This window comes from Maribellus comscasis (assembly GCF_009762775.1).
Lineage (GTDB): Bacteria > Bacteroidota > Bacteroidia > Bacteroidales > Prolixibacteraceae > Draconibacterium > Draconibacterium comscasis.
Genome location: NZ_CP046401.1, coordinates 698914 through 720759, shown reverse-complemented (window position 1 = coordinate 720759; position 21846 = coordinate 698914). Strand labels below are relative to the sequence as shown.

The following is a 21846-nucleotide window of genomic DNA, read 5'->3' as shown; positions in this document are numbered from 1 at the left end:
ACAGTCACCCGCTAAATTTTTTGAATATAATTAAGCTTCTTCTTTTAAGAATTTATTCACCGCAACTTCAATTCTGTCGTTGATTTTTGCAGTGTCCGATTTTTGAAATGTATCACCTGTGATGTTTTCAAAAAGTTCGATGTAACGCTCAGAAACCGAGTTTACAAATTCTTCTGACATGTCAGGAATGGTTTGTCCTTCTTTTCCCTGGAACCCATTTTCAATTAACCACTGGCGCACAAATTCTTTCGAAAGTTGTTTTTGTTTTTCTCCTTTGGCAAGTCTTTCTTCGTAACCTTCAGCATAAAAATAGCGTGAAGAATCGGGAGTATGAATTTCGTCGATGAGGTAAATTTTACCGTCTTTTTTACCAAATTCATATTTTGTATCCACGAGTATCAATCCCTTTTCTGCTGCAATTTCAGTTCCTCGCTGAAACAATTTCCGGGTGTAATCTTCCAGCATTTCGTATTCAGCTTTATCAACCAATCCCTGCTCTATAATTTCATCGCGCGAAATATCTTCATCGTGACCTTCGTCTGCTTTGGTGGTTGGAGTCAATATTGGCTCCTCAAACTTTTGGTTTTCAACCATTCCATCCGGCATTGGTACACCACACAATGAACGTTTCCCGTCGCGGTATTCACGCCAAGCATGACCTGTGAGATAGCCACGAATAACCATTTCAACTTTATAAGGTTCGCAAAAATGGCCAACAGTTACATTTGGGTCCGGCGATGCAATTTTCCAGTTCGGAACGATGTCGGATGTAGCATCCAGAAATTTTTCTGCAATCTGGTTTAAAACCTGTCCTTTAAACGGAATACCTTTGGGCAAAACTACATCAAATGCTGAAATACGGTCGGAAACTACCATTACTAAAAAGTCGTCTTTGATATTATAAACATCTCTAACTTTTCCGTGGTAAACATTTTTTTGTCCCGGAAAATTGAAATCTGTTTTTGTTAATGCGTTGCTCATATTATTATTTTTTTGTTACTGATATAACGTTGATTATTTTTCTTTGTTCTTGTCGCTATTTGCCCTGGCTTTTTCTTTTTTATTTTCTGCTTCTTCAGCATGTTTGTCATAGGCATCTACAATATCGCGAACCAGTTTGTGCCTTACTATATCTTTTTTGTTAAACTCAATAATTGAAATTGACTTAATTTTTCTCAGAATTTTTAATGCATGTAGTAGTCCCGAATGACTTTTTCTGGGCAAATCAATTTGGGTTACGTCTCCTGTAATGATAAATTTGGCGTTCAGGCCCATCCTTGTAAGGAACATTTTTAGCTGGTTTATCGTAGTGTTTTGTGCTTCGTCCAGAATAACAAAGGCGTTGCTTAGAGTTCGACCCCGCATAAACGCCAGCGGAGCAATCTGGATGGTTCCGTCTTTCATAAATTCTTCGAGCTTTTTGGGTGGAATCATATCCTGCAACGCATCGTAGAGCGGTTGTAAGTACGGATCAATTTTCTCTTTTAAATCACCGGGAAGGAACCCCAGGTTTTCTCCTGCTTCCACAGCAGGTCGGCTGAGAATTATCTTTTTTATTTGTTTATTTTTTAGCGCTTTTACAGCCAGGCCGATAGCCGTATATGTTTTTCCTGTTCCTGCCGGACCGATGGCGAAAATTAAATCATTTTCTTCACTTTCCTCTACCAGAATTCGCTGGTTGGGAGTTCTCGCCCGAATGGGTTTTCCTGAATTTCCAAAAACAATGATGTCTTTCTCCGATGTTCCGTTTTCTTCAAAAGCTGATACGCCGGATGCAAGGATTTCCAGAATAATTTCTTCCGTTAAAATATTGTATTGAAAAAAGTGGTTGAGAAGCAGTGCAAATTTTTTCTCAAACTGTTTTATCTCTTTTTCTTCACCCTGAACAAAGAGAGAGTTGCCACGTGCGGCAATATTTATTTTTGGGAAAAGTTTTTTTATAAGGTTTATTTTCACATTGTTGATCCCGTAAAACTCCAACGGGTCAATCCCTTCAAGATAGATTTGTTTTTCCAATAATTTGTTCTTTTTGATGCTTTACAAAAATAATTACTTTTCGATGAATTTGAACTTTTCTGCAGTAAAGTGTACTGTTGAAGAAAAATGAAATTTAAATCATTATTTTATATCTCCGGCATTGCCGTTTTTATTTTATCGTTTCTCACTTATTATATAACACTTGAGCCGACAACCAGTTTTTGGGATTGCAGTGAATTTATTCTTTCAGCGAATAAGCTGGAAGTAAACCATCCGTCGGGGGCACCTTTGTTTGTCCTTTTAGGCAGAGTCTTTACGTTTTTGTCATTTGGCAATCCACAGAAAATAGCCTGGTCAATTAATTTGATGTCAGGACTTTTTAGTGCTGGAACTGTTTTTTTTCTTTTCCAAATTATAGTTTTTATGGCGAAGAAAATGAGTAATAATGCTTTTTTAGTTATTGGTTGCGGCATAATCGGTTCGCTCACATTTGCTTTTACCGATTCGTTTTGGTTTTCTGCAGTAGAGGGTGAGGTTTATGCACTTTCCATGTTTTTTCTTTCGGCCGGTTTTTGGGCTGCTTTAAAATGGGAAGCCGGTTTTGGAGAGCCGGAAAATAACCACTGGCTTTTGTTTATTGCCATTTTGGTCGGTCTGGGGCTGGGCGTACATTTGTTGAATTTGCTTATAATTCCATCGATAACAATGATTGTTTTTCTGAAATCATATAAAGTTTCTGTTAAAAATATTTTGTTGTCGTTTGTTTTGGGCTGCATTTTATTGTTGTCGGTGCTTTATATTTTAGTTCCGGCAACCATGTGGTTTTTATCGGTGTCAGAAATCATTTTTATCAACAATTTACATCTGCCTTTAAATTCGGGGCTGATTTTTGCTGTTTTAACCTGGGGGGGTGCATCAGCATTGGGTATCCGTTTTTTTCAAAAAAAGGGAAGCGTAAACGTTTCGCTTGCTATTTTCTCGGTGACACTTGTTTTGTCGGGCTTTTCAGTTTATGCAGTAAATCTGATTCGATCGCAGGCAGGTCCGCCTGTAAATTTTGGCGAACCCGATAATATTTTTTCTTTGATTGATTATTTAAACCGGGAACAATATCCGAAAAGGCCACTTCTGTATGGCGAAAATTTTAATTCACCTGTAATCGGAGTAGATGAGCGAAAAACGAAAGATTTTGACGGGCAGCGATATGTTGAACGCGACCTTCCTTCTGCATATATTTATGCACCTGAAACCTGTACTTTTTTTCCACGGATGTACAGCAACTCGCCCGGTCATGAAGAAGCATATAAAAGCTGGGTGAATATTACGGGGAAAAAAGTTCGGGTACAGAACAGGGACGGAAAATCGGAAGTGTTGACGGTTCCAAGCCTGGGCGAACAGCTGGTGTTTTTTGTTCGTTTTCAGGCCGGGCATATGTTCTGGAGGTATTTGATGTGGAATTTTGTGGGGCGCCAAAATGATATCCAGGGGAGGGGAGAACCAACCAGGGGAAACTGGATTTCAGGGATAAAACCGATTGACCAGTTGCGTTTAGGCCCGCAGGATAACCAACCGGAGTGGATGAGGAATAACCGGGCCAGAAATACCTACTTTTTTATTCCGTTTTTATTTGGAATTTTAGGAGCTGTGTTTTTTTACAAAAAAAACAAGGTGATGTTTTACAGTATTTTGTCGTTGTTTTTATTGGCCGGTTTGGGCCTGGTAGTTTATATAAATGAAATTCCGCTTGTTCCCCGTGAACGCGATTATGTTTTTGTTGGTAGTTTTATGGTTTTTAGTATTTGGATTGGTTTTGGTTTTATGGCAATTGCAGAATGGTTACCCGGGAAATTGTCATCTAAAATAACAACAGTACTCCTTTTTATAATTGTTTTTTTTGGCAGTCCTGCTCTGTTATTTTCGCAGAATTTTAATGATCACGATCGCTCGAACCGTTATGCTGCACGTGATTTTGCAGCCAATATATTAAACTCCTGTCCCGGGAATGCAATTTTGTTCACGAGTGGAGACAACGATACGTATCCGCTTTTGTATTGTCAGGAAGTTGAAGAAATCAGACCCGATGTTCGGATTGTTGTTATGCCTTTTGTAAGTGCTAACTGGTTTATCAATCAGTTGAAAATGCAAAAAAACAGAAGTGACGGTTTGAAAATGAATCTTCCCCAGAAAAAGATTGACGAGGGAAAATTGGATTATGTTTCAGTTCAGCATAAAATTCAGAAAAAAGTGGATTTTTTAGAGGTTTTGAAGTTTGTTTCCAGCGATGCTGAGGGGACAAAACTTCAAACCCGGAATGGCGATTCGTTAAGTTTTATACCGGCCGTTGATTTATATTTTAATGTTTCTGCTCAAGGTAAAACCGGAACAATTCCCGTTTCGTTAAAAAACAGGGAGGTGTTGTATAAACATGAATTGGCATTTTGGGATATCGTGGTTTCAAACGCCATATCGCGTCCCATCTGTTTTGTTTCGAAGCTGGAAGCGCAAAATCACGGACTTTTAAATTATCTGCATCAGGTTGGTTTGGTTTATCAATTGGTTCCGGTGAAAAATAAAGTAAAGAGTATTTTGGAAAATCCACCTGCCAATACCGGGCGTTTATACACCCAACTGATGAATGATTTTGCCTGGGGGAATATAGATAAGCCAGATGTAAATATCGATTATTTTACGGTTTATAATGCGGGTGTATTTCAGTTGCAAAATGTATTTAATTCACTGGCCAAATCCCTCCTCGAAGAAGGACAAAAAGAAAAGGCTTGTGAAGTTTTACACAAAAGTATTTTATTATTTCCAACACAGGTGTTTCATTACAACAGCTATTCATTGCAGCTTGCCAATTTGTTGTTTGAAGCAGGTTTAAAGGAAGACGGGATCAATTATCTGGAAGATTTTGTGTACTCGGTAGAGGAGAACTTAAACTATTATGTGCAATTTGAAGCAAATCAACGCGACCGTTTAAAGACTGATATTGTGACCGATATGTTTTATTATCAGCAGCTTTTGCATATCATCGGGCAACAAAAACTGGACAAAGAATTTCCAAATGCAGGAAAGAATTTTGAAAGTCTGGCAATGGTTTTTAACAAAGGTCTGTGAGTCCGGCTTTTCTGAATATTTTAGGTAGCTGGCAAAATGTTATTTTTCTGAAAATCAGAAACTGCTATATTCCGGGGAATGAACAGGTGTCGCTTTTGAAGGGTTTATTTGTAACAGAGTCAATGTTAAACGGAATCGTTAATACGGAAGCAGAGTCAACAACCGGAGATTCAAAATTCCCGGGCTTTTGCTGAAAATTGAAAATAGAAAAAAGCACAAGCAGCGAAATAAAAGCTGCTTTTAAGGTGAGGTTCTTCCCGGAAAAAATCCATGCAAATAAACCCAAAAATGAATTTTGGCGAATTTTATTTTGGCTTTCTTTAAGCATAAAGGTGTAATCGAGCCGTGATTTAACCGCCGGATCGGGGTTGCAGTCCAATTTGTCGTTTTGAAATGCTTTGCTTAAATAATTATCTGTCAATTCGTTTTTCATTTTTTAATCCTCCATGTTTTGGATTTGTTTCACAAGTTTGGCCAATTCATTTCGCGCATAAAAAAGCCTCGATTTTACTGTTCCTTTCGGAAGAGAAAGGATTTCTGATATTTCATCCAGACTAAAGTTTTCGCGGTATTTCAACACAAGTATTTCTCTTGATTTTTCGGAAAGCCCTTCCATCTCGCGAAATGCAATCTCAATCCAACGACTTTTATCTTCCTTATCGGGATTTATTTCATCTTTTATGTTTTCAGGAATAATGTCCTGTAATATTGTTTTGCGGTTTTCGCGTTTTCGGTATTCATTTTTACACATGTTGTGCGCCACCGAAAAAATCCATTTTTTAAACGAATAATCCGGATTGAAAAGTTGAGGTTTATCAATTATTTTAAGAAAAATATCCTGTAAAAAATCGTTTGTCGTTTCTTCACAGTTACCCAACATTCGATAGAAATAATAGAATAAACGATTATGGTAACGATTATAAAGTTCGTCGAAAGCTGCACGATCACCAGCGCCAATAAATCTCATCAGCGCCTCGTCAGTAAAATCGCCTGTGTTTCGTTTTATAAAAATCATTTCCGTTTTAAAATTATGAAAATAATTCCTCCGTACGACAGCAGAATGATTACCGGCGCCAGAGTAATCCTTCTGAAGCTGTATATTTCATGCGAAAGATTTGCCGGATCGGGTTTGGGGCCTGCCATTAAAAGATAACCGGCAAATAATATTACTAAAATGAGAATTAAAAAGATCGCCTTTTTCCTGTTAAATATTTCCATATTTAGTGTTGCTGTTTTTGCATTTAAACAGTTGTACACGCAAATTTGAAAAGGTTCAATAAAAAACGCGGGTTTTTAAAGAAATTAAGAGAATATGGAAAATTCAAAAGACTTGTTTCTTCTGTAACTTATTTGTTGTCAGTTTGCTTTTTTATGGTTTTAAGAATAATTATTTAGAAAACATTTTCACTATCCATAATATTAAATACAAACCTAATCCTGCGCCAAAAATTAAAACTCCTACTACAAATGCAATACGTATAGTAGTTACTTTCCATCCTAATTTTTCGCTTAGCCATTCAGAAACACCTAAAATCATAACTGAAGAATTTTTAAGTTTATTACAAATATAAAATTAAATTAAGTGTAGGTGATTTTGTTTTTGCTTTTTCATTATTTTTTTGTGGAATCATTAATTTCGAAGGAAATTAACTGTAAGTAATGGAAAAAAAGATAGAAGCTTTTAAAGAATTGCTGGATATTATGGACGAACTGCGGGAAAAATGCCCGTGGGATCGGAAGCAAACACTGGAGTCGTTACGAAAAAATACCATTGAAGAAACCTACGAATTGGCGGAAGCCATTTTGAAAAATGATTTACAGGAAATAAAAAAGGAATTGGGTGATTTGATGTTGCATATTGTTTTTTATGCTAAAATTGGTTCAGAAAAAGGAGCTTTTGATATTGGCGACGTACTTCAGGGAATTAATAAAAAGTTGATTTATCGCCATCCGCATGTTTTTGGAGAAGTTGATGTTGAAGGTTCTGCGCGAAAAGTTGAGGAAAACTGGGAGGCTTTGAAATTGAAAGAAAAAGGGGGAAATAAACGTGTGTTGGAAGGTGTGCCCGCAGCGATGCCTGCGCTGGTAAAAGCCAACCGGATTCAGGAAAAAGCCAGTGGTGTGGGTTTCGATTGGGAATATAAGGAACAGGTTTGGGAGAAAGTAAAAGAAGAGGTGAATGAGTTGAGTTTTGAGATTGAAAAAGTGGATAAAGATAAAATAGAAGCGGAATTTGGAGATTTGTTTTTTGCAATGGTAAACGCCGCCAGACTCTACGGTGTTGACCCGGAGGCTGCATTGGAGCGTACCAATCTGAAGTTTATAAAACGTTTTAATTATCTGGAAAGCGAAACTTTACTAAAAGGAAAAAAACTGCACGACATGAGTTTGGCGGAAATGGATGCGATTTGGGAGGAAGCAAAAAAGAGTGAATAATGATGAGTAGCAGTTTGTAGTTTTACTTCGGGTTCCGGAATTGTTTTGAAAGCTAACTAAAATCTTATACGATGAAAAACTTTATTTTTTTTGTTTTGACTTTATTTTTTGCAGCTTGTACAACATCCGGAGAGTCTGAATCTGAATTAAACGGGCAGCTAAAAAACACGCTTACAAAAGCAGAACTTCAGGATAAAATTAAAGGCGGTTGGGCCGGGCAGGTAATTGGTTGCACCTTTGGCGGACCAACTGAGTTTCGGTACAATGGCACCATGATTAACGATTACCAGCCCATTCCATGGGATGAAAATCGTTGCTTGTGGTATTATAAAAATTCTCCGGGTTTATACGACGATGTTTATATGGATCTCACATTTGTAGATGTTTTTGAAAAAGAGGGATTGGATGCGCCGGCTGCTTCTCATGCACTTGCGTTTGCCCATGCTGATTACCGACTTTGGCATGCAAATCAGGCAGCCCGTTACAATATTCTTAACGGGATAATGCCACCTGAGTCGGGTTATTGGCAAAATAATCCGCATGCCGATGATATAGATTTTCAGATAGAAGCCGATTTTGCCGGATTAATGGCACCGGGAATGGTAAATACCGCTTCAGAGATTTGCGATAAAGTGGGGCACATTATGAATTACGGCGATGGTTGGTACGGAGGTGTATATGTAGCTGGCATGTATTCGCTGGCTTTTGTTTCAAACGATGTGAACTATATTGTAACTGAGGCCTTAAAAGCTATTCCTGAAGAATCTCAGTTTTATCAATGTATACACGATGTTATTCAATGGCACAATGAATATCCGAACGACTGGAAACAGACCTGGTTTGAGGTTGAACGGAAATGGTCGGCTGATATTGGTTGTCCTGACGGAGTTTTTCGAAATTTTAATATTGATGCCAAAATAAATGCAGCCTATATTATTATTGGTTTGCTTTATGGCGAAGGCGACTACTCAAAAACACTGGAAATATCAACGCGTTGCGGACAGGATTCAGATTGTAATCCTGCGAGTGCAGGTGGAATACTGGGAACAATGCTTGGCTATTCTGAAATCCCGGAGTTTTGGAAAAGAGGAGTTTATCCTGTGGAGAGTATGGATTTCAAATACACCACAATGTCGTTAAACGATGTGTATGAAATCGGTTTAAAACATGCCTTGCAGGTTATTTCTGAAAATGGAGGCAAAGTTGAAGGAGAAAATATCACTTTGGCAGTTCAGGAAATTCAAGCGGTAGCTTTGGAAGTTGGTTTTGAAAATCATTTTCCGGTTGAAAGAAATGGAATCGGAGAGCGCCTGACCAAAGACAATTCGGAGTTTGAAGTGGAATTTACAGGAAATGGTTTTGTTTTAACAGGTTCAGCGCAAAAACAAAATGAACATGAAGACCTGAATTTAGAACTCGAAATGAGCATTGATGGAGGGGAAAGTGAAAGTTTCCTGATGCCGACCGGCTTTGCAAAACGCCGGCACGAAGTAGCCTGGAAATACCAGTTGCCGGAAGGAAAACATGTGGTGAAAATTAGCCTGAAAAATCCTGTTGACGGCTACGCTGTTAATGTAAACGATTTACTGGTGTATTCTTCCGTCAAAATAGAAAATACGTGGAAAACGAATTGAGGTTTTTATCTTTTTAGCAGAATGTGAAAAACAAAAATCATTGAATGGCTTTTTAGATAAACCGGTTTACCTGGTTTATTTCAAAAAAATAAATCCTGCAACAGCAAACCCAACACAAAACAACAACTCAACAATTACGCGGGCATGGTAAATTTTTATTCCCAACTTTTTAAGATTGATTAATGTGTACAGAAGAAAACAGAATGCAATATAACTGAAAACAAACAGAAGCCAGGCCATGCTAATTGGTTTTGAGTTTTATCTGCAGCAAATAATCATCGGCCGTTAAAAACAGCACTGAATAATCTTCGTTGAAAGTACAATTTGCTGTTTTCTCTCCTGTTACAATAGTTCCAAGATGTTTTCCTTCCGGGGTGAAAATCCACACTCCTTTAGGGCCGGTTGCAAAAATCCATCCGTTTTTATGCACTTTTAATCCATCAGGGTTTCCATTTTCTGCTGTATCTTGATCGGTAACATCAAAGAATATTTTACCATTTGTCAAACCACCATTTTTATCCACATCATAAACCATCCAGATTGCATTTTCCGGATCGGAGTTTGCCACATACAACTTTTTACAGTCGTTTGAAAATGCAATTCCGTTTGGTCTCGACAGTTCTTTGGTGAGCAATATTGTATTTCCGTTTTTATCGGTTTTGTACACTCCCTGAAAATCCAGTTCTTTTTTAGGATCATCAGTCAAAAGCTCCAATCCATAGGGAGGATCGGTAAAATATAGTTCTCCGTTTTTATGAAAAACCGCATCGTTGGGGCTGTTTAATTTTTTGCCTTTGTAACTATTGGCAAGTGGAATAAAATCGGGTTTTGGATTCTTTAGGTCAGAGTTCATTTTGGCAATTTGCCGGTCTCCATGCTGACAAAGAACCAGCTCTCCATTTGGGCTGAGCAGCAATCCGTTGGATCCTGGTTCACCCTCCCTTGGTTTTGTGCCGGTATAACCCGCTGGCTTCAAATAAGTTTTAACACCGCCGTCCTCTGTCCATTCATAAACCACATTTGAGGGGATGTCAGAAAATAGCAATTTTTGCTGTTCTGCCAGCCATAATGGACCTTCGGCCCATTCAAAATTATTTCCAAGGATTTCCACTTCCAGTTGGTTGGGAATAATTTTTAGTAAATCAGGATTGTTTACGATTAGTGCGACATCATTCTTATTATTTTGAGTGTATCCCAAAGTGAAATTCCAAAGGAAAACAAAGAGGAGTAAAAATTTTTTCATCATTCTGATTTTATCCGAAGGTACAAAAATTGGCCAACAGAAAGAAGATTTTATTTAAAGCTGCCATGAATTGATTTTGTGACGAGTAAAACAAATCCGTTCTATATTTGTAGAATTAAAAACTTGTTCTATATTTGTAGAATCAATTCTTGGTTTTTAGAATTCTGTATTATGAAATTATCTCAAAAAGAAGAACAGTTGATGAATTTTATCTGGCAGTTTGAAAAAGTATACATGAAAGATCTGTTGGATGCTTATCCGGAACCAAAGCCGGCGGCGACAACACTGGCAACTATACTAAAACGGCTAAGCAATAAAGGTGCAATTGGTTACAACCTGAATGGAAACTCAAGAGAATATTATCCGATTCTCAAAAAAAAGGATTACTCATCGTCGTATCTTCAAAATATGATTAAAACATTTTTCCAGGGGTCATCTGCACGGTTTGCTTCTTTTTTTACCAATAACATGACATTGAGCAGAGAAGAGTTGTTGGAATTGCGGAATATGATTGATGATAAATTAAACAATGAAAAGAAATGATTTTATATGTCTTAAGATTTAGCCTGGCATTGGCTTTTATTCTGGGCTTTTATAAACTTCTTCTTGAAAAAGAAAAGTCATACAACTTTAACCGGTTTTATTTGCTTGGCGGCTTATTGTTTTCATTAATTGTGCCTCTTGTTTCTTTCGGCGCGTCGAGAGAAGTGAAACAGATGATTAACGAAATGCCGGTTTATATCCCTACAAATTATAATCATCAGGTTTCGCTTCTGGTATTAATTTACTGGATAGTTACCAGCCTGTTTTTTTTGCGGTTTGGAGTTCATATTTTTGATTTTATCCGGAAAATCAGAAAACATGAGAGACTGACGTTTGAACATGCCGTAGTGGTTCTGACCGATCAAAAAATAACTCCGTATTCATTTCTAAAATATATTTTTATCCGGAGAGAGCAATACGATTCTCTTCCTCCCGAAATATTAAAACATGAGTTGGCTCATGTAACCCAGCTTCATACCATCGATATTTTTTTTATTGAACTGGTGAAAAATTTTATTTGGGTAAATCCGATGTTGATAATATATAAACGGGCGATGCAACTTAATCATGAGTTTTTGGCTGATAATTCGGTGGTTCACTCACACAATAATATAAAATATTATCAAGGTCTGTTAATTGACTATCTTGATGCTTCCAAAACTCCGTTGTCCTGTGGTTTTAATTTCTCGGTCACTAAAAAGCGACTAAAGATGATGCGAAAACAGAAGGAGAAAATTCACAGCATTAAACAGAGCATGGTTATTCCCTTATTTATTTTGATTTTGATTGCCTGCTCTGATAATCCGGGAGTATCCGGAGAGGAAATGTTAAATTACTGGCGCTCGACAGCCAATATGGAAGAAGTTCTTCGAACGGGAACTATGGATGACGAAGATCTGAAAAAGAGTATTATTGTACCCATTGAGACAAAAGCCCGGTACGACAGTCTGATGGACATTTACAACAGGATGAACAAAGCGCAGAAAAAATCAGTGTATAAATTACCTGCCTACCTTGAGCCAATTTCAGAAGAATGAATGAATTCTTCTGTTTTTCGATTTAAATAGTTTTTACAATTCTTAACCATTAAAATCTGTTGACATGAAATTTTATACAATAATTCTTGTTTTGCTTACTTTTCTTTGTAATCGTATTTTGGCACAAAATGCAGATAAAGGCTATCTCTATAAAATTGGCATTAAAGACAGCGTTTATTCTGAAATTCTTGACGAGAACCGGGATATTTGGGTGCATTTGCCGAATGGCGGCAAGCTTAATCCAAACCTGAAATATCCTGTGGTATATATTCTTGACGGAGGTGTTCAGTTGAGTGCACTGGTTGCAGTTTATGAATATTACTGGGGAAATTATTTGCCTAAAATGATTTTGGTGGGTGTATCCAATCAATACAATCGTACAAGAGACTTGACAACTTCCGATATAGGAAATCCAAATATGAAAAGCGGAGGAGCAAAACACTTTGCTGAATTTATGGAAAAAGAACTGATTCCTTTTGTGGAGCGAAAATACCCGGTTACAAATTACCGAACGCTTATCGGGCATTCGTACGGCGGATTGTTTACCATAAATATGCTGGTAAACCATCCACAGTCTTTTAGAAACTATATTGCCATTGACCCGAGTTTGGATTGGGATAATCAAAAATTTATGAACGAGGCGATTACAAGATTAAAGACGCAGGGTTTTGCCGGCAAATCTCTTTTTGTCAGCCTGGCCAGCCCACTCGACAGGGAAAATGAAAATGCAACAATTGAAGAGGTATTGGGAAACAATTCGGAAAGCTCATTGGTTTCCCGTTCCAAATTGCTGTTTATAAAAGCAGCTGAACAGGTAAAAGAGAATAACCATTTAAATTTTTTGTGGAAATATTATCCTGATGATATTCATGCTACAGTACCGCTGCCTTCGATACTTGAAGGAATGAGGTGGCTCTTCGACTGGTATCAGTTAAAAGACGCTAATGTATACAACAATCCGGAAACATTGCCTGAGGTATTGGAAAAACACATAACTGAACGCGCTGAAGTTTTGAGCAAACATTTTGGATATCCGGTTCCACCAGCCGATGAAGAGATGTTAAATATGGGAGGATATATGTTTCTGCAAACGGGACAACCAGAGAAGGCAAAACTATTTTTCGGGCTGCAGGTGAAATATTACCCCTGGAGCGTGAATGCCTTTGATTCCATGGCCGATTTTTATATTTCACAAAACGATTCTAAACGTGCTGAGGAGAGCCTGCGAAAAGCGTATGAATTAAGCGGGGATATTGCTTTTAAAAAGAAAATTGAGCAATTAAAAAAGTAGAAATACCGGTTTCGAATTTCTGCCGTCTTTGAAGGAAATGATTTTCCTCAGTTGCCCGCAGCAAACGGCAAACAATAAAATGTTTTATTGTTTGAATTTAGTTATTTTCGAAATTTAGTTTTTAAATGCATATCGATGGAGTTTAAAATACGACCTGTCAGGAAAAGTGATTATTCGGATTTAATTGAGATGTTTAAAGAGTTTGCAACATTTCAGCAAACGCCTGAGAGAATGGTTAATTCTGTTGCTGAAATGGAAAAGGAAGCTGAATTTTTGAACGGTTTTGTGGTCGAGACAGCTTCGGGAACTATTGCCGGATACGCTACCTGGTTTTTTGCTTATTTTACATGGATTGGCAAATCGGTTTATATGGATGATTTGTATGTGAAACCGGAATATAGGGGTAACGGATTAGGACAAAAACTAATCAATTCAGTTATTCAAAAAGCAAAGCAGGAAAATTGTAAAAGAGTACACTGGCAGGTGTCGAAGTGGAATAAGAGTGCCATTGGTTTTTATAAAAAGTTGGGTGCTGTTGTTGACGATGTGGAATTAAACTGTGATTACCTGATGATTTAGGACTGTAAAAGAGTTTTGCTGAATTTATAATTTCAACAGATGAAAGTTATATTGTTTGTCTTTTTTTGTTTTCTGTCTTTTTTAGTTTGTAGCCAGAATGATTTGATGCAACCTTTTAAAGACTGTAACGTTGAAGGCAGCATAACCATTTACGATTATAATGGGCACAAATGGATTTCAAGTGACATAAATGACAGTCATTTTCAAACACTGCCTGCTTCAACTTTTAAAATTTTAAATTCGCTTATCCTTTTGGAAGAGAGACTTGTTAAATGTGAAAACGATATTATTAAATGGCCCGGCGATCCCGACACCTTAAAGTATGGTTACCGTCCGGATATTTACCGGGATATGAGTTTGAAAGAAGCTTATAAATTGTCGGCGGTTTGGGTTTATCTGGAGTTGTCAAAAAAGGTCGGGAAAAAGAAATACAAAGAATATTTAAGCAACTGTAACTATGGAAATGCAGACCTTTCCGTTGATGACGACGATTTCTGGAACTTTGGGCATCTTGGCATTTCTCCGGTAAATCAAATCGAAGTATTGGTTAGCATTTATGAGGAGTCACTGCCGTTTTCAAAAAAATCTTTCAAAACACTTAAAGAGATGATGATGGAAGAAAAGACCGACTCTTATATTTTGAGAGCAAAAACCGGATGGACAAGAGACGGAGGGAAAGATACCGGCTGGTGGGTTGGTTATGTTGAAAGGGAAAATAATGTTTATTTTTTTGCCACCAGGCTTATAAAAGACAGAGAAACGCTAAATCCTGATTTTGGCAGATGTAGAAAAGAGATTACCAGAACTATTCTGCAACAGATGAATATTCTGGAATAAAAAAAACCGTTCAGCCGAGAGACAGAACGGTTTTGTTTTTATAAGAGCATGATTTTATTCTTCAGCTTTTGAAAAATCCATGGCTGCTAATCGTTTATATGAATTATATCGCCATTTTGCATTATCTTCTGCTGCTGTAAACAGTTCATCAGCTTCAGCAGGGAACGATTTTTTCAACGAAGTATACCGAACTTCACCATTCAGGAATTCCTGGAATTTGCTCCATTCAGGTTCTTTTGAATCCAACTGGAAAGGATTTTTACCTTCTTCCTCCAGAAGCGGATTATAACGGAACAAGTGCCAGTATCCTGAAGTAACTGCTTTTTTCTCTTCATCCTGGCTGCGTCCCATGCTGCCTCGTAAACCGTGGTTAATACACGGAGAGTATGCAATTATGATTGACGGTCCCGGATAAGCCTCTGCTTCTTTTAAAGCTTTGAAATATTGTGCCTGGTTCGCTCCCATAGCCACCTGAGCAACATAAACATATCCGTAGGACATCATCATTGCGCCAAGGTCTTTTTTACGTATTTTTTTACCTGATGCAGCAAATTTAGCGACAGCTCCAACCGGTGTTGCTTTTGATGACTGCCCACCTGTATTTGAGTATACCTCGGTGTCCATTACCAAAACATTGATATCCTGTCCACTTGCCATAACATGGTCGAGACCACCATAACCAATGTCATACGCCCATCCGTCGCCACCAAATACCCAAACTGATTTTTTGACCAGGTATTGTTTTAATTTGGTAATTTCTTTAGCGTATTCGCTTTTGCCGCCTTCAATAACTTCCAACACTTTTTTAGATGCAACAACTGAACCGTTAGCATTTTCTTTGTTGGCAATCCACTCAGCGAATACCTCTTTCTCTGCATCACTGGCTCCGTTACCCAAAGCAGTTTGCATAATCACTTCAATACGGTCACGTTGTGCCTGAACACCTTCAGCAAAACCAAAACCGTATTCAGCATTGTCCTCGAATAGTGAGTTGGCCCAAGCCGGTCCGTGTCCTGAATCTTTGTGCTTGCAGTACGGAGTTGAAGGAGCAGAACCACCATAAATGGAAGAACAACCTGTTGCGTTGGCCACCATCATTCTCTCTCCGTATAACTGAGTGATTAGTTTTACATAAGGAGTTTCGCCACAACCGGCACAAGCACCGGAGAATTCAAATAAAGGTTGTGCAAATTGTGAATTTTTGACTGATTTTGTTTTGTCAACTACTTTTTCTTTCAGAGAGACTTTATCAACCATGTAATCCCAACGTTCTATTTCACCACGTTGAGTATCCAGTGGTTTCATAATCAGTGCTTTTTCTTTTGATGGACAAACGTCTGCACAGTTCCCGCAACCAGTACAATCGAGTACGGTTACCTGAATGCGGAAGTTTAGTCCGTTGAACATTTTGGCCGGAGTTGCAGTCCTTACCTCTGTTCCTGCCGGAGCAGCTTCAGTTTCTTCTTCTGTTAAGAGGAAGGGACGAATTGCTGCATGAGGACAAACATAAGCACACTGGTTACACTGAATACAGTTTTCAGCTTGCCATTCGGGAACATTAACTGCTATTCCACGTTTTTCATATGCAGCTGTTCCCATCGGGAATGTTCCGTCTTCTGCTCCTTCAAATGTTGAAACAGGAAGATCGTCGCCTCGTTGTCCGTTGATTACGTCAACAACTTTGGCGATGTATTCCGGACGTTTTGATTCACCGTTTGTGTTCTCAGCAACTTCAATATCTTTCCATTCAACCGGCACCTCAACTTTTACCACATTTTTGCCACCTGCTTCAACAGCAGCGTAGTTCATGTTTACAATATGCTCGCCTTTTTTACCATACGATTTAACAATGGCTTTTTTCATTTCATCTACTGCCATTTCGTAAGGAATTACTTCTGTAATTCTAAAGAAAGCGGATTGCATAATGGTGTTGGTGCGAGTACCCAAACCAATTTCTTCACCTAATTTTGTACCGTTTATGATATAAAAATTAATTTCATTTTCGGCCAGGTATTTTTTCATTGCATTGGGCAGACGTTCTTTAGTTTCTTCTTCATCCCAGATTGAGTTTAGAAGGAAAGAACCGCCTTTTTTCAGTCCTTTTAATACATCGTAAAGATTGATGTAAGCAGAAACGTGACATGCAACAAAGTCAGGAGTGGTTACAAGGTAAGTTGATCGGATTGGTTTATCCCCGAAGCGAAGGTGTGAACATGTAAAACCGCCTGATTTTTTCGAGTCGTACTGGAAATAACCCTGGCAGGATTTATCTGTAGCATCACCAATGATTTTGATTGAGTTTTTATTTGCACCCACTGTACCGTCAGAACCCAGACCATAAAATTTGGCCTGGTAAGTACCTTTGGGTGTCATGTTGATTTCTGGTTTTAAAGGAAGCGATTTGAAGGTAACATCGTCAACAATACCAATAGTGAAATCACCTTTGGGTTCGTTCATTTCAAGGTTTTCATAAACAGAAAGAATTTGTGATGGTGTAGTATCTTTTGAACCTAAACCATAACGACCACCAACTATTACCGGTGCGTTTTCTTTCCCGAAGAAATGAGATCTGATGTCGAGGAACAACGGTTCTCCGCCTGCTCCCGGTTCTTTTGCACGATCAAGAACAGCAATTCTTTTTACTGTTTTTGGCAGTGCATCCATAAAATATTTTGCTGAGAAAGGACGGAACAAATGAACAACAACCAAACCTACCTTTTTACCCTGGGCTGTCAAATAATCGATTGTTTCGCGAATGGTTTCAGTAACCGAGCCCATTGCAATGATAATATTTTCAGCTTCAGGATCACCATAATAGGTGAATGGTTTGTATTCTCTTCCTGTAATTTTACTAACCTCTTTCATGTAGTCAGCTACAATGTCAGGAACGGCGTCGTAATATTTATTTGCCGATTCTTTGGCCTGAAAGAAGATGTCAGGGTTTTGCGCGGTACCGCGGGTAACCGGGTTTTCAGGATTCAGCGCACGATTGCGAAATTCCTGTAATGCATCCTGATCAACAAGTGGAATCATATCTTCCATTTCAATGGCTTCGATTTTTTGGATTTCGTGAGAAGTTCTGAAACCATCAAAGAAAGCCAGAAAAGGAACTCTTGATTTTATTGTAGACAGGTGAGCAACGCCGGCTAAGTCCATTTCTTCCTGAACAGAGCCTGCAGCAATCATTGCAAAACCGGTTTGGCGGGCAGCGTAAATATCACTGTGGTCGCCAAAAATAGAAAGGGCATGACCAGCAAGGGCACGGGCACTGACATGGAAAACAGTTGGTAATAATTCCCCGGCTATTTTGTACATGTTCGGAATCATCAGCAATAATCCCTGAGAAGCTGTATATGTTGAAGTCAATGCTCCCGACTGAAGTGCTCCGTGAACCGCACCGGCAGCACCACCTTCACTCTGCATTTCTGCTAAACGCACCGGGCGTCCAAACATATTTTTCTTTCCAAATGCCGCCCACTCGTCGACATATTCTGCCATAGTTGACGAGGGCGTGATGGGGTAGATACATGCTACCTCGCTAAACATGTAACTCATATATGCTGCTGCATAGTTCCCGTCACATGTGATGAATTTTTTTTGTTTCGCCATTTTTAAGTTGATTTATTCTTCTAATTGATATATTAATTTATTTGTTTATTTCAATATAAAAAGCCAAAAAGCCACAAGGGAATTTTTTTACCTTCTCCAATCTCAATTACATCAGATGCTGCGTATACATCGGAAGTAGGTTCTAACTTTCTTCCTCCGACAATAAAATGATATTTGCCATTGATGCAGAAATCTCCCTTTGCCGAACTTTTTAATTTGTAGTTATATCCCACCTGGTTGTAAAAGAACGTATGCCTTAAATTCAAATTATCTGTATTGTCCGGTGAAATGGCATACAAGAGATTTGTATTGTGCATGTATACCATATCCGGCTTTTTCATCTGGTCATCGTCTCCGTTTGAATATAATAATTGAATCAGCTTTGCATTTTTTAAATACTTAAGGTAATTCATTATTGTAGCCCTTGATGTTTTTACGGCGGATGCCAATTTACTAACATTCGGTGTAAATGGAGTTTCTGCGGCTATGATATGCAACAGTTTTCTAAGTTTTGGTAAATATTTCAGTTCAATCTGGTTAATATACGGGACGTCAATTTCCAGCGCCAGATTAACGTTTTTAAGAAGCGTATTCATGTAAAAATTGGGGTTGTCAATTGAATATGGGAAATAGCCGTTTTTTAAATAGTCGTCAAAATAAGCCAGAGGTCTTACCTGTGTTACAATTTCCTTTGCAATTTCAACGTGGTGGTCAACAATCTCAGCAAGTGAATAAAAATGAAAATTGCTCCCGGTTTGGTAGTTTAGATACTCCCGAAATGATAAACCTTCCAAATGGTAAATTTTTGCTATCCCGTTTAAATCCGGATTACCTTCTGCAATTCTTAATACAGGTGAGCTTGTAAAAATAATTTTTAAGTCAGGTATATCATCAATACACTTTCTTAAATCGGACGACCACTCCGGGTACTTTTGAATTTGATCAAGCAAGAGAATTTTTCCTCCTCTTTTGGTAAATTCATCGGCAAACGAACTGATTTTTCGTTTTGTAAAATAAAAGTTATTAAGGTTGATATAAAGCGCCGAATTATCATCCGCGAAATATTTTTTTAGGTAATCAAGAAGAAAAGTGGTTTTACCAACCCCTCTAAAACCTTTTATAGCTATCAACCGGTTGCTCCATTCAATGTTATTTGCCAGCTCTCTTTTAATCGTCTTTTTAGAGCTTTCCAGTAATGATTTATGTGTATGTTGAAAATATTCCAAGTGTTAAAATTTTAGGCAAAAATACTTCAATTTTTATTGGTATTGTAATCTGTATATAGCAAAAATACAAAATTGCTGCAATTTATAACTAGTAAAAATAATCTGATTTTGAAAATAGTAAACCAGTTGTTGATTTTTTTTAGTTTTTATAAGCAATACAATAGAGGGTAAGATATGAGTATTTTTAGTAAAGTCGAATAATTAAATTGAGAATACTTTCAAGCTTTAGTTAAATTTAATTTTCAATTTTTGAGAAAATAAAAAAGCAGATTAAATTAACCTGCTTTTTTTAATTTTTTTTAATTTTTATTTTTTATCCGTCGTTCATTGAAGCTAAAAACTCCTCAACTGATTTTGCACGCATTAATCTGGTTTTCATAAATTCCATGGCTTCCAGTGAATTCATATCTCCAAGATAATTACGCAATATCCAAAGTTTGTCTAATACATGTTTTTGGAACAATAGATCTTCTCTTCGTGTGCTGGATGTTGGAATATCCACAGAAGGGAAAATTCGTTTGTTCGAAAGTTTCCTGTCAAGTTGCAACTCCATATTACCGGTTCCTTTAAATTCTTCAAAAATAACATCATCCATTTTTGAACCGGTTTCAGTAAGAGCAGTAGACAAAATGGTTAATGAACCACCTTCTTCGATATTTCTTGCTGCACCAAAGAAACGCTTCGGCTTATGCAAAGCATTGGCATCCACACCTCCCGAAAGTACTTTTCCCGAGGCTGGTTGTACTGTATTATAAGCACGGGCCAAACGAGTAATTGAGTCGAGAAGAATTACAACATCATGTCCGCATTCAACCATCCTTTTTGCTTTCTCAAGAACGATATTGGCCACTTTTACGTGTTTATCTGCAGGCTCATCAAATGTTGAAGAGATTACTTCGGCATTTACGCTTCGTGCCATATCTGTAACTTCTTCCGGACGTTCATCAATAAGCAAAACAATCATATAAACTTCGGGATGATTGGCTGCAATTGCATTGGCAATTTCCTTTAAAAGAACAGTTTTACCAGTTTTGGGCTGAGCAACAATTAGTCCACGTTGTCCTTTCCCAATTGGAGCAAACATGTCGACAATTCGGGTTGAAATATTGTCATGACCGTTTCCTGTCAGTTCAAATTTTTCATCAGGGAAAAGTGGAGTAAGATGGTCAAAGGGCACTCTGTCGCGGATATAGCCCGGACTTCTTCCGTTAATTTCCAAAACTTTTATTAATGGAAAATATTTTTCTCCTTCCTTGGGAGGACGAATAGTACCTTTTACCGTGTCGCCTGTTTTTAATCCAAACAGTTTGATTTGTGACTGGGATACATAAATGTCATCAGGCGAATTCAAATAGTTATAATCTGAAGACCGTAAAAAACCATAGCCATCCTGAAGAATCTCCAAAACACCGGTGTTTGTAACAATACCTTCAAATTCGTAGGCTTTATTTTTATGGTAGCTGTTGTTATGACCGTTATTTTGTTTTTTCTCAGGTTTTTGTTGTTTGGATTGATCTTGTGATTTTGATTTCGCCTCGTTTGTTTTCTGTTGCTGTTTTTGAGGTTCTTCTTTTTTATTTGTGTCTTTCTGAACTTTTACCTCGAATTTTTTCTCCTCAGGTTTTTGTTCCTGCTGTTTGGGCTGTTGTGGTTTTTGCTGCTGTGGTTGTTCGACCTTTTTTTCCTGTTCAACGTCGCTGGAAGGGCCTTTTTCACGGTTAAAACCTTTAATTATCGCTTTTATTTGATCCTGTCTGGATTGAACCTGTGGATCTTTTTTCTCCTGTTTCTTTTTAGCATGAGCTACTTTTTCATGCTTTACAACCGGTTCAACTCTTTCGCGGCGAGGGCGTTTCCCTCTTTGATTTTCTTTTGGCGCCGAGTCTTTTTCTTCCTTATTTTCAGGCTTCTTCCGCAAAATGTTTTTTATTGATTTTTCTTCTTTGTTTTGGCTTTTACCTGAAGACTTTTGTTCTTTTTTCTCTGCCTCCTGTATAGCTTGTGTGTCCAGTATTTTGTATACCAGATCCTGTTTTTTGTAAGATTCCACTCTTTTAATATTGAGTTCTTTCGCGATCTCACGTAACTCTGGAACGAGTTTCTTGTTTAATTCTAAAATATCGTACATTGTTAAAACTTAATTATTCCCTTTAGTGAACTAAATTGTTGATAAATTATCTGGAACAAATGACGCGGGGACGAGAATTCCTTGAAATTCGGGTGCAAGTATAAATAATTACCACCTACTTACCAAGAATTAAATTCTCTTTTTAATAAATTTTCCTTTAAAACTTTCTATTTTAACGTCTGTTAGTCT

At 37.8% G+C, this 21846-nt stretch carries 18 protein-coding genes; 8 read left to right on the top strand and 10 right to left on the bottom strand.

What is annotated here, in order from left to right:
* Positions 1–30 precede the first annotated feature (30 nt).
* Both GM418_RS02880 and GM418_RS02875 read right to left on the bottom strand, forming a co-directional pair.
* Positions 31–981, bottom strand: a complete 951-nt coding sequence (locus GM418_RS02880) for a phosphoribosylaminoimidazolesuccinocarboxamide synthase (protein WP_158862962.1) — start codon at positions 979–981, stop codon at positions 31–33.
* A gap of 33 nt (positions 982–1014) precedes the next feature.
* On the bottom strand, positions 1015–2016 hold the full coding sequence (locus tag GM418_RS02875; protein WP_246222812.1) for a PhoH family protein: 1002 nt from the start codon (positions 2014–2016) through the stop codon (positions 1015–1017).
* 87 nt (positions 2017–2103) lie between these two features.
* Here GM418_RS02875 and GM418_RS02870 point away from each other — a divergent pair, with 87 nt between their 5' ends.
* Complete coding sequence (locus tag GM418_RS02870) at positions 2104–5094, top strand: glycosyltransferase family 117 protein (RefSeq protein ID WP_158862960.1); 2991 nt, start codon at positions 2104–2106, stop codon at positions 5092–5094.
* A gap of 64 nt (positions 5095–5158) precedes the next feature.
* Here the strand turns inward: GM418_RS02870 and GM418_RS02865 are convergent, their stop codons facing one another.
* From GM418_RS02865 to GM418_RS02850, 4 genes are all read right to left on the bottom strand, one after another.
* Positions 5159–5527 carry a hypothetical protein gene (locus GM418_RS02865; protein WP_158862958.1) on the bottom strand — a complete coding sequence of 123 codons (369 nt, stop codon included), beginning with the start codon at positions 5525–5527 and terminating at the stop codon, positions 5159–5161.
* A gap of 3 nt (positions 5528–5530) precedes the next feature.
* On the bottom strand, positions 5531–6109 hold the full coding sequence (locus GM418_RS02860; protein ID WP_158862956.1) for an RNA polymerase sigma factor: 579 nt from the start codon (positions 6107–6109) through the stop codon (positions 5531–5533).
* Positions 6106–6312: a DUF3098 domain-containing protein gene (locus GM418_RS32030; RefSeq protein ID WP_158862954.1), complete on the bottom strand. Its 207-nt coding sequence runs from the start codon at positions 6310–6312 to the stop codon at positions 6106–6108. The genes GM418_RS02860 and GM418_RS32030 overlap by 4 nt, the downstream gene beginning before the upstream one ends.
* A gap of 169 nt (positions 6313–6481) precedes the next feature.
* The gene (locus GM418_RS02850; RefSeq protein ID WP_158862952.1) at positions 6482–6631 is read right to left on the bottom strand and encodes a PspC domain-containing protein; all 150 of its coding nucleotides are present in this window, start codon (positions 6629–6631) and stop codon (positions 6482–6484) included.
* A 122-nt stretch (positions 6632–6753) separates the two neighbouring features.
* Between GM418_RS02850 and mazG the strand changes: the two genes are divergently transcribed.
* On the top strand, positions 6754–7530 hold the full coding sequence (mazG, locus tag GM418_RS02845) for a nucleoside triphosphate pyrophosphohydrolase (RefSeq protein WP_158862950.1): 777 nt from the start codon (positions 6754–6756) through the stop codon (positions 7528–7530).
* Between the two features lie 71 nt (positions 7531–7601).
* Complete coding sequence (locus GM418_RS02840; protein WP_158862948.1) at positions 7602–9164, top strand: ADP-ribosylglycohydrolase family protein; 1563 nt, start codon at positions 7602–7604, stop codon at positions 9162–9164.
* Between the two features lie 241 nt (positions 9165–9405).
* Here GM418_RS02840 and GM418_RS02835 read toward each other — a convergent pair whose 3' ends face one another.
* Entirely contained in the window at positions 9406–10410 is a 1005-nt protein-coding gene (locus GM418_RS02835) for an SMP-30/gluconolactonase/LRE family protein (protein WP_158862946.1), read from the bottom strand.
* A 168-nt stretch (positions 10411–10578) separates the two neighbouring features.
* On the opposite strand from GM418_RS02835, the gene GM418_RS02830 reads away from it, so the two are divergent.
* From GM418_RS02830 to GM418_RS02810, 5 genes are all read left to right on the top strand, one after another.
* Positions 10579–10950, top strand: coding sequence for a BlaI/MecI/CopY family transcriptional regulator (locus GM418_RS02830; protein WP_158862944.1), 372 nt, complete (start codon positions 10579–10581; stop codon positions 10948–10950).
* Positions 10947–11987, top strand: coding sequence for a M56 family metallopeptidase (locus GM418_RS02825; protein WP_158862942.1), 1041 nt, complete (start codon positions 10947–10949; stop codon positions 11985–11987). The genes GM418_RS02830 and GM418_RS02825 overlap by 4 nt, the downstream gene beginning before the upstream one ends.
* Positions 11988–12051: 64 nt before the next feature.
* The gene (locus tag GM418_RS02820) at positions 12052–13278 is read left to right on the top strand and encodes an alpha/beta hydrolase-fold protein (RefSeq protein WP_158862940.1); all 1227 of its coding nucleotides are present in this window, start codon (positions 12052–12054) and stop codon (positions 13276–13278) included.
* A gap of 135 nt (positions 13279–13413) precedes the next feature.
* Complete coding sequence (locus GM418_RS02815; RefSeq protein ID WP_158862938.1) at positions 13414–13857, top strand: GNAT family N-acetyltransferase; 444 nt, start codon at positions 13414–13416, stop codon at positions 13855–13857.
* A 39-nt stretch (positions 13858–13896) separates the two neighbouring features.
* Entirely contained in the window at positions 13897–14694 is a 798-nt protein-coding gene (locus GM418_RS02810; protein WP_158862936.1) for a penicillin-binding transpeptidase domain-containing protein, read from the top strand.
* A 54-nt stretch (positions 14695–14748) separates the two neighbouring features.
* Here GM418_RS02810 and nifJ read toward each other — a convergent pair whose 3' ends face one another.
* From nifJ to rho, 3 genes are all read right to left on the bottom strand, one after another.
* Positions 14749–18303, bottom strand: coding sequence for a pyruvate:ferredoxin (flavodoxin) oxidoreductase (gene nifJ / locus GM418_RS02805; RefSeq protein ID WP_158862934.1), 3555 nt, complete (start codon positions 18301–18303; stop codon positions 14749–14751).
* Between the two features lie 50 nt (positions 18304–18353).
* Positions 18354–19529: an ATP-binding protein gene (locus GM418_RS02800; RefSeq protein WP_158862932.1), complete on the bottom strand. Its 1176-nt coding sequence runs from the start codon at positions 19527–19529 to the stop codon at positions 18354–18356.
* A 313-nt stretch (positions 19530–19842) separates the two neighbouring features.
* Positions 19843–21657 (bottom strand): transcription termination factor Rho, encoded by a 1815-nt coding sequence (gene rho, locus GM418_RS02795; protein WP_158862930.1) that lies wholly within the window; start codon positions 21655–21657, stop codon positions 19843–19845.
* Positions 21658–21846: the final 189 nt, after the last annotated feature.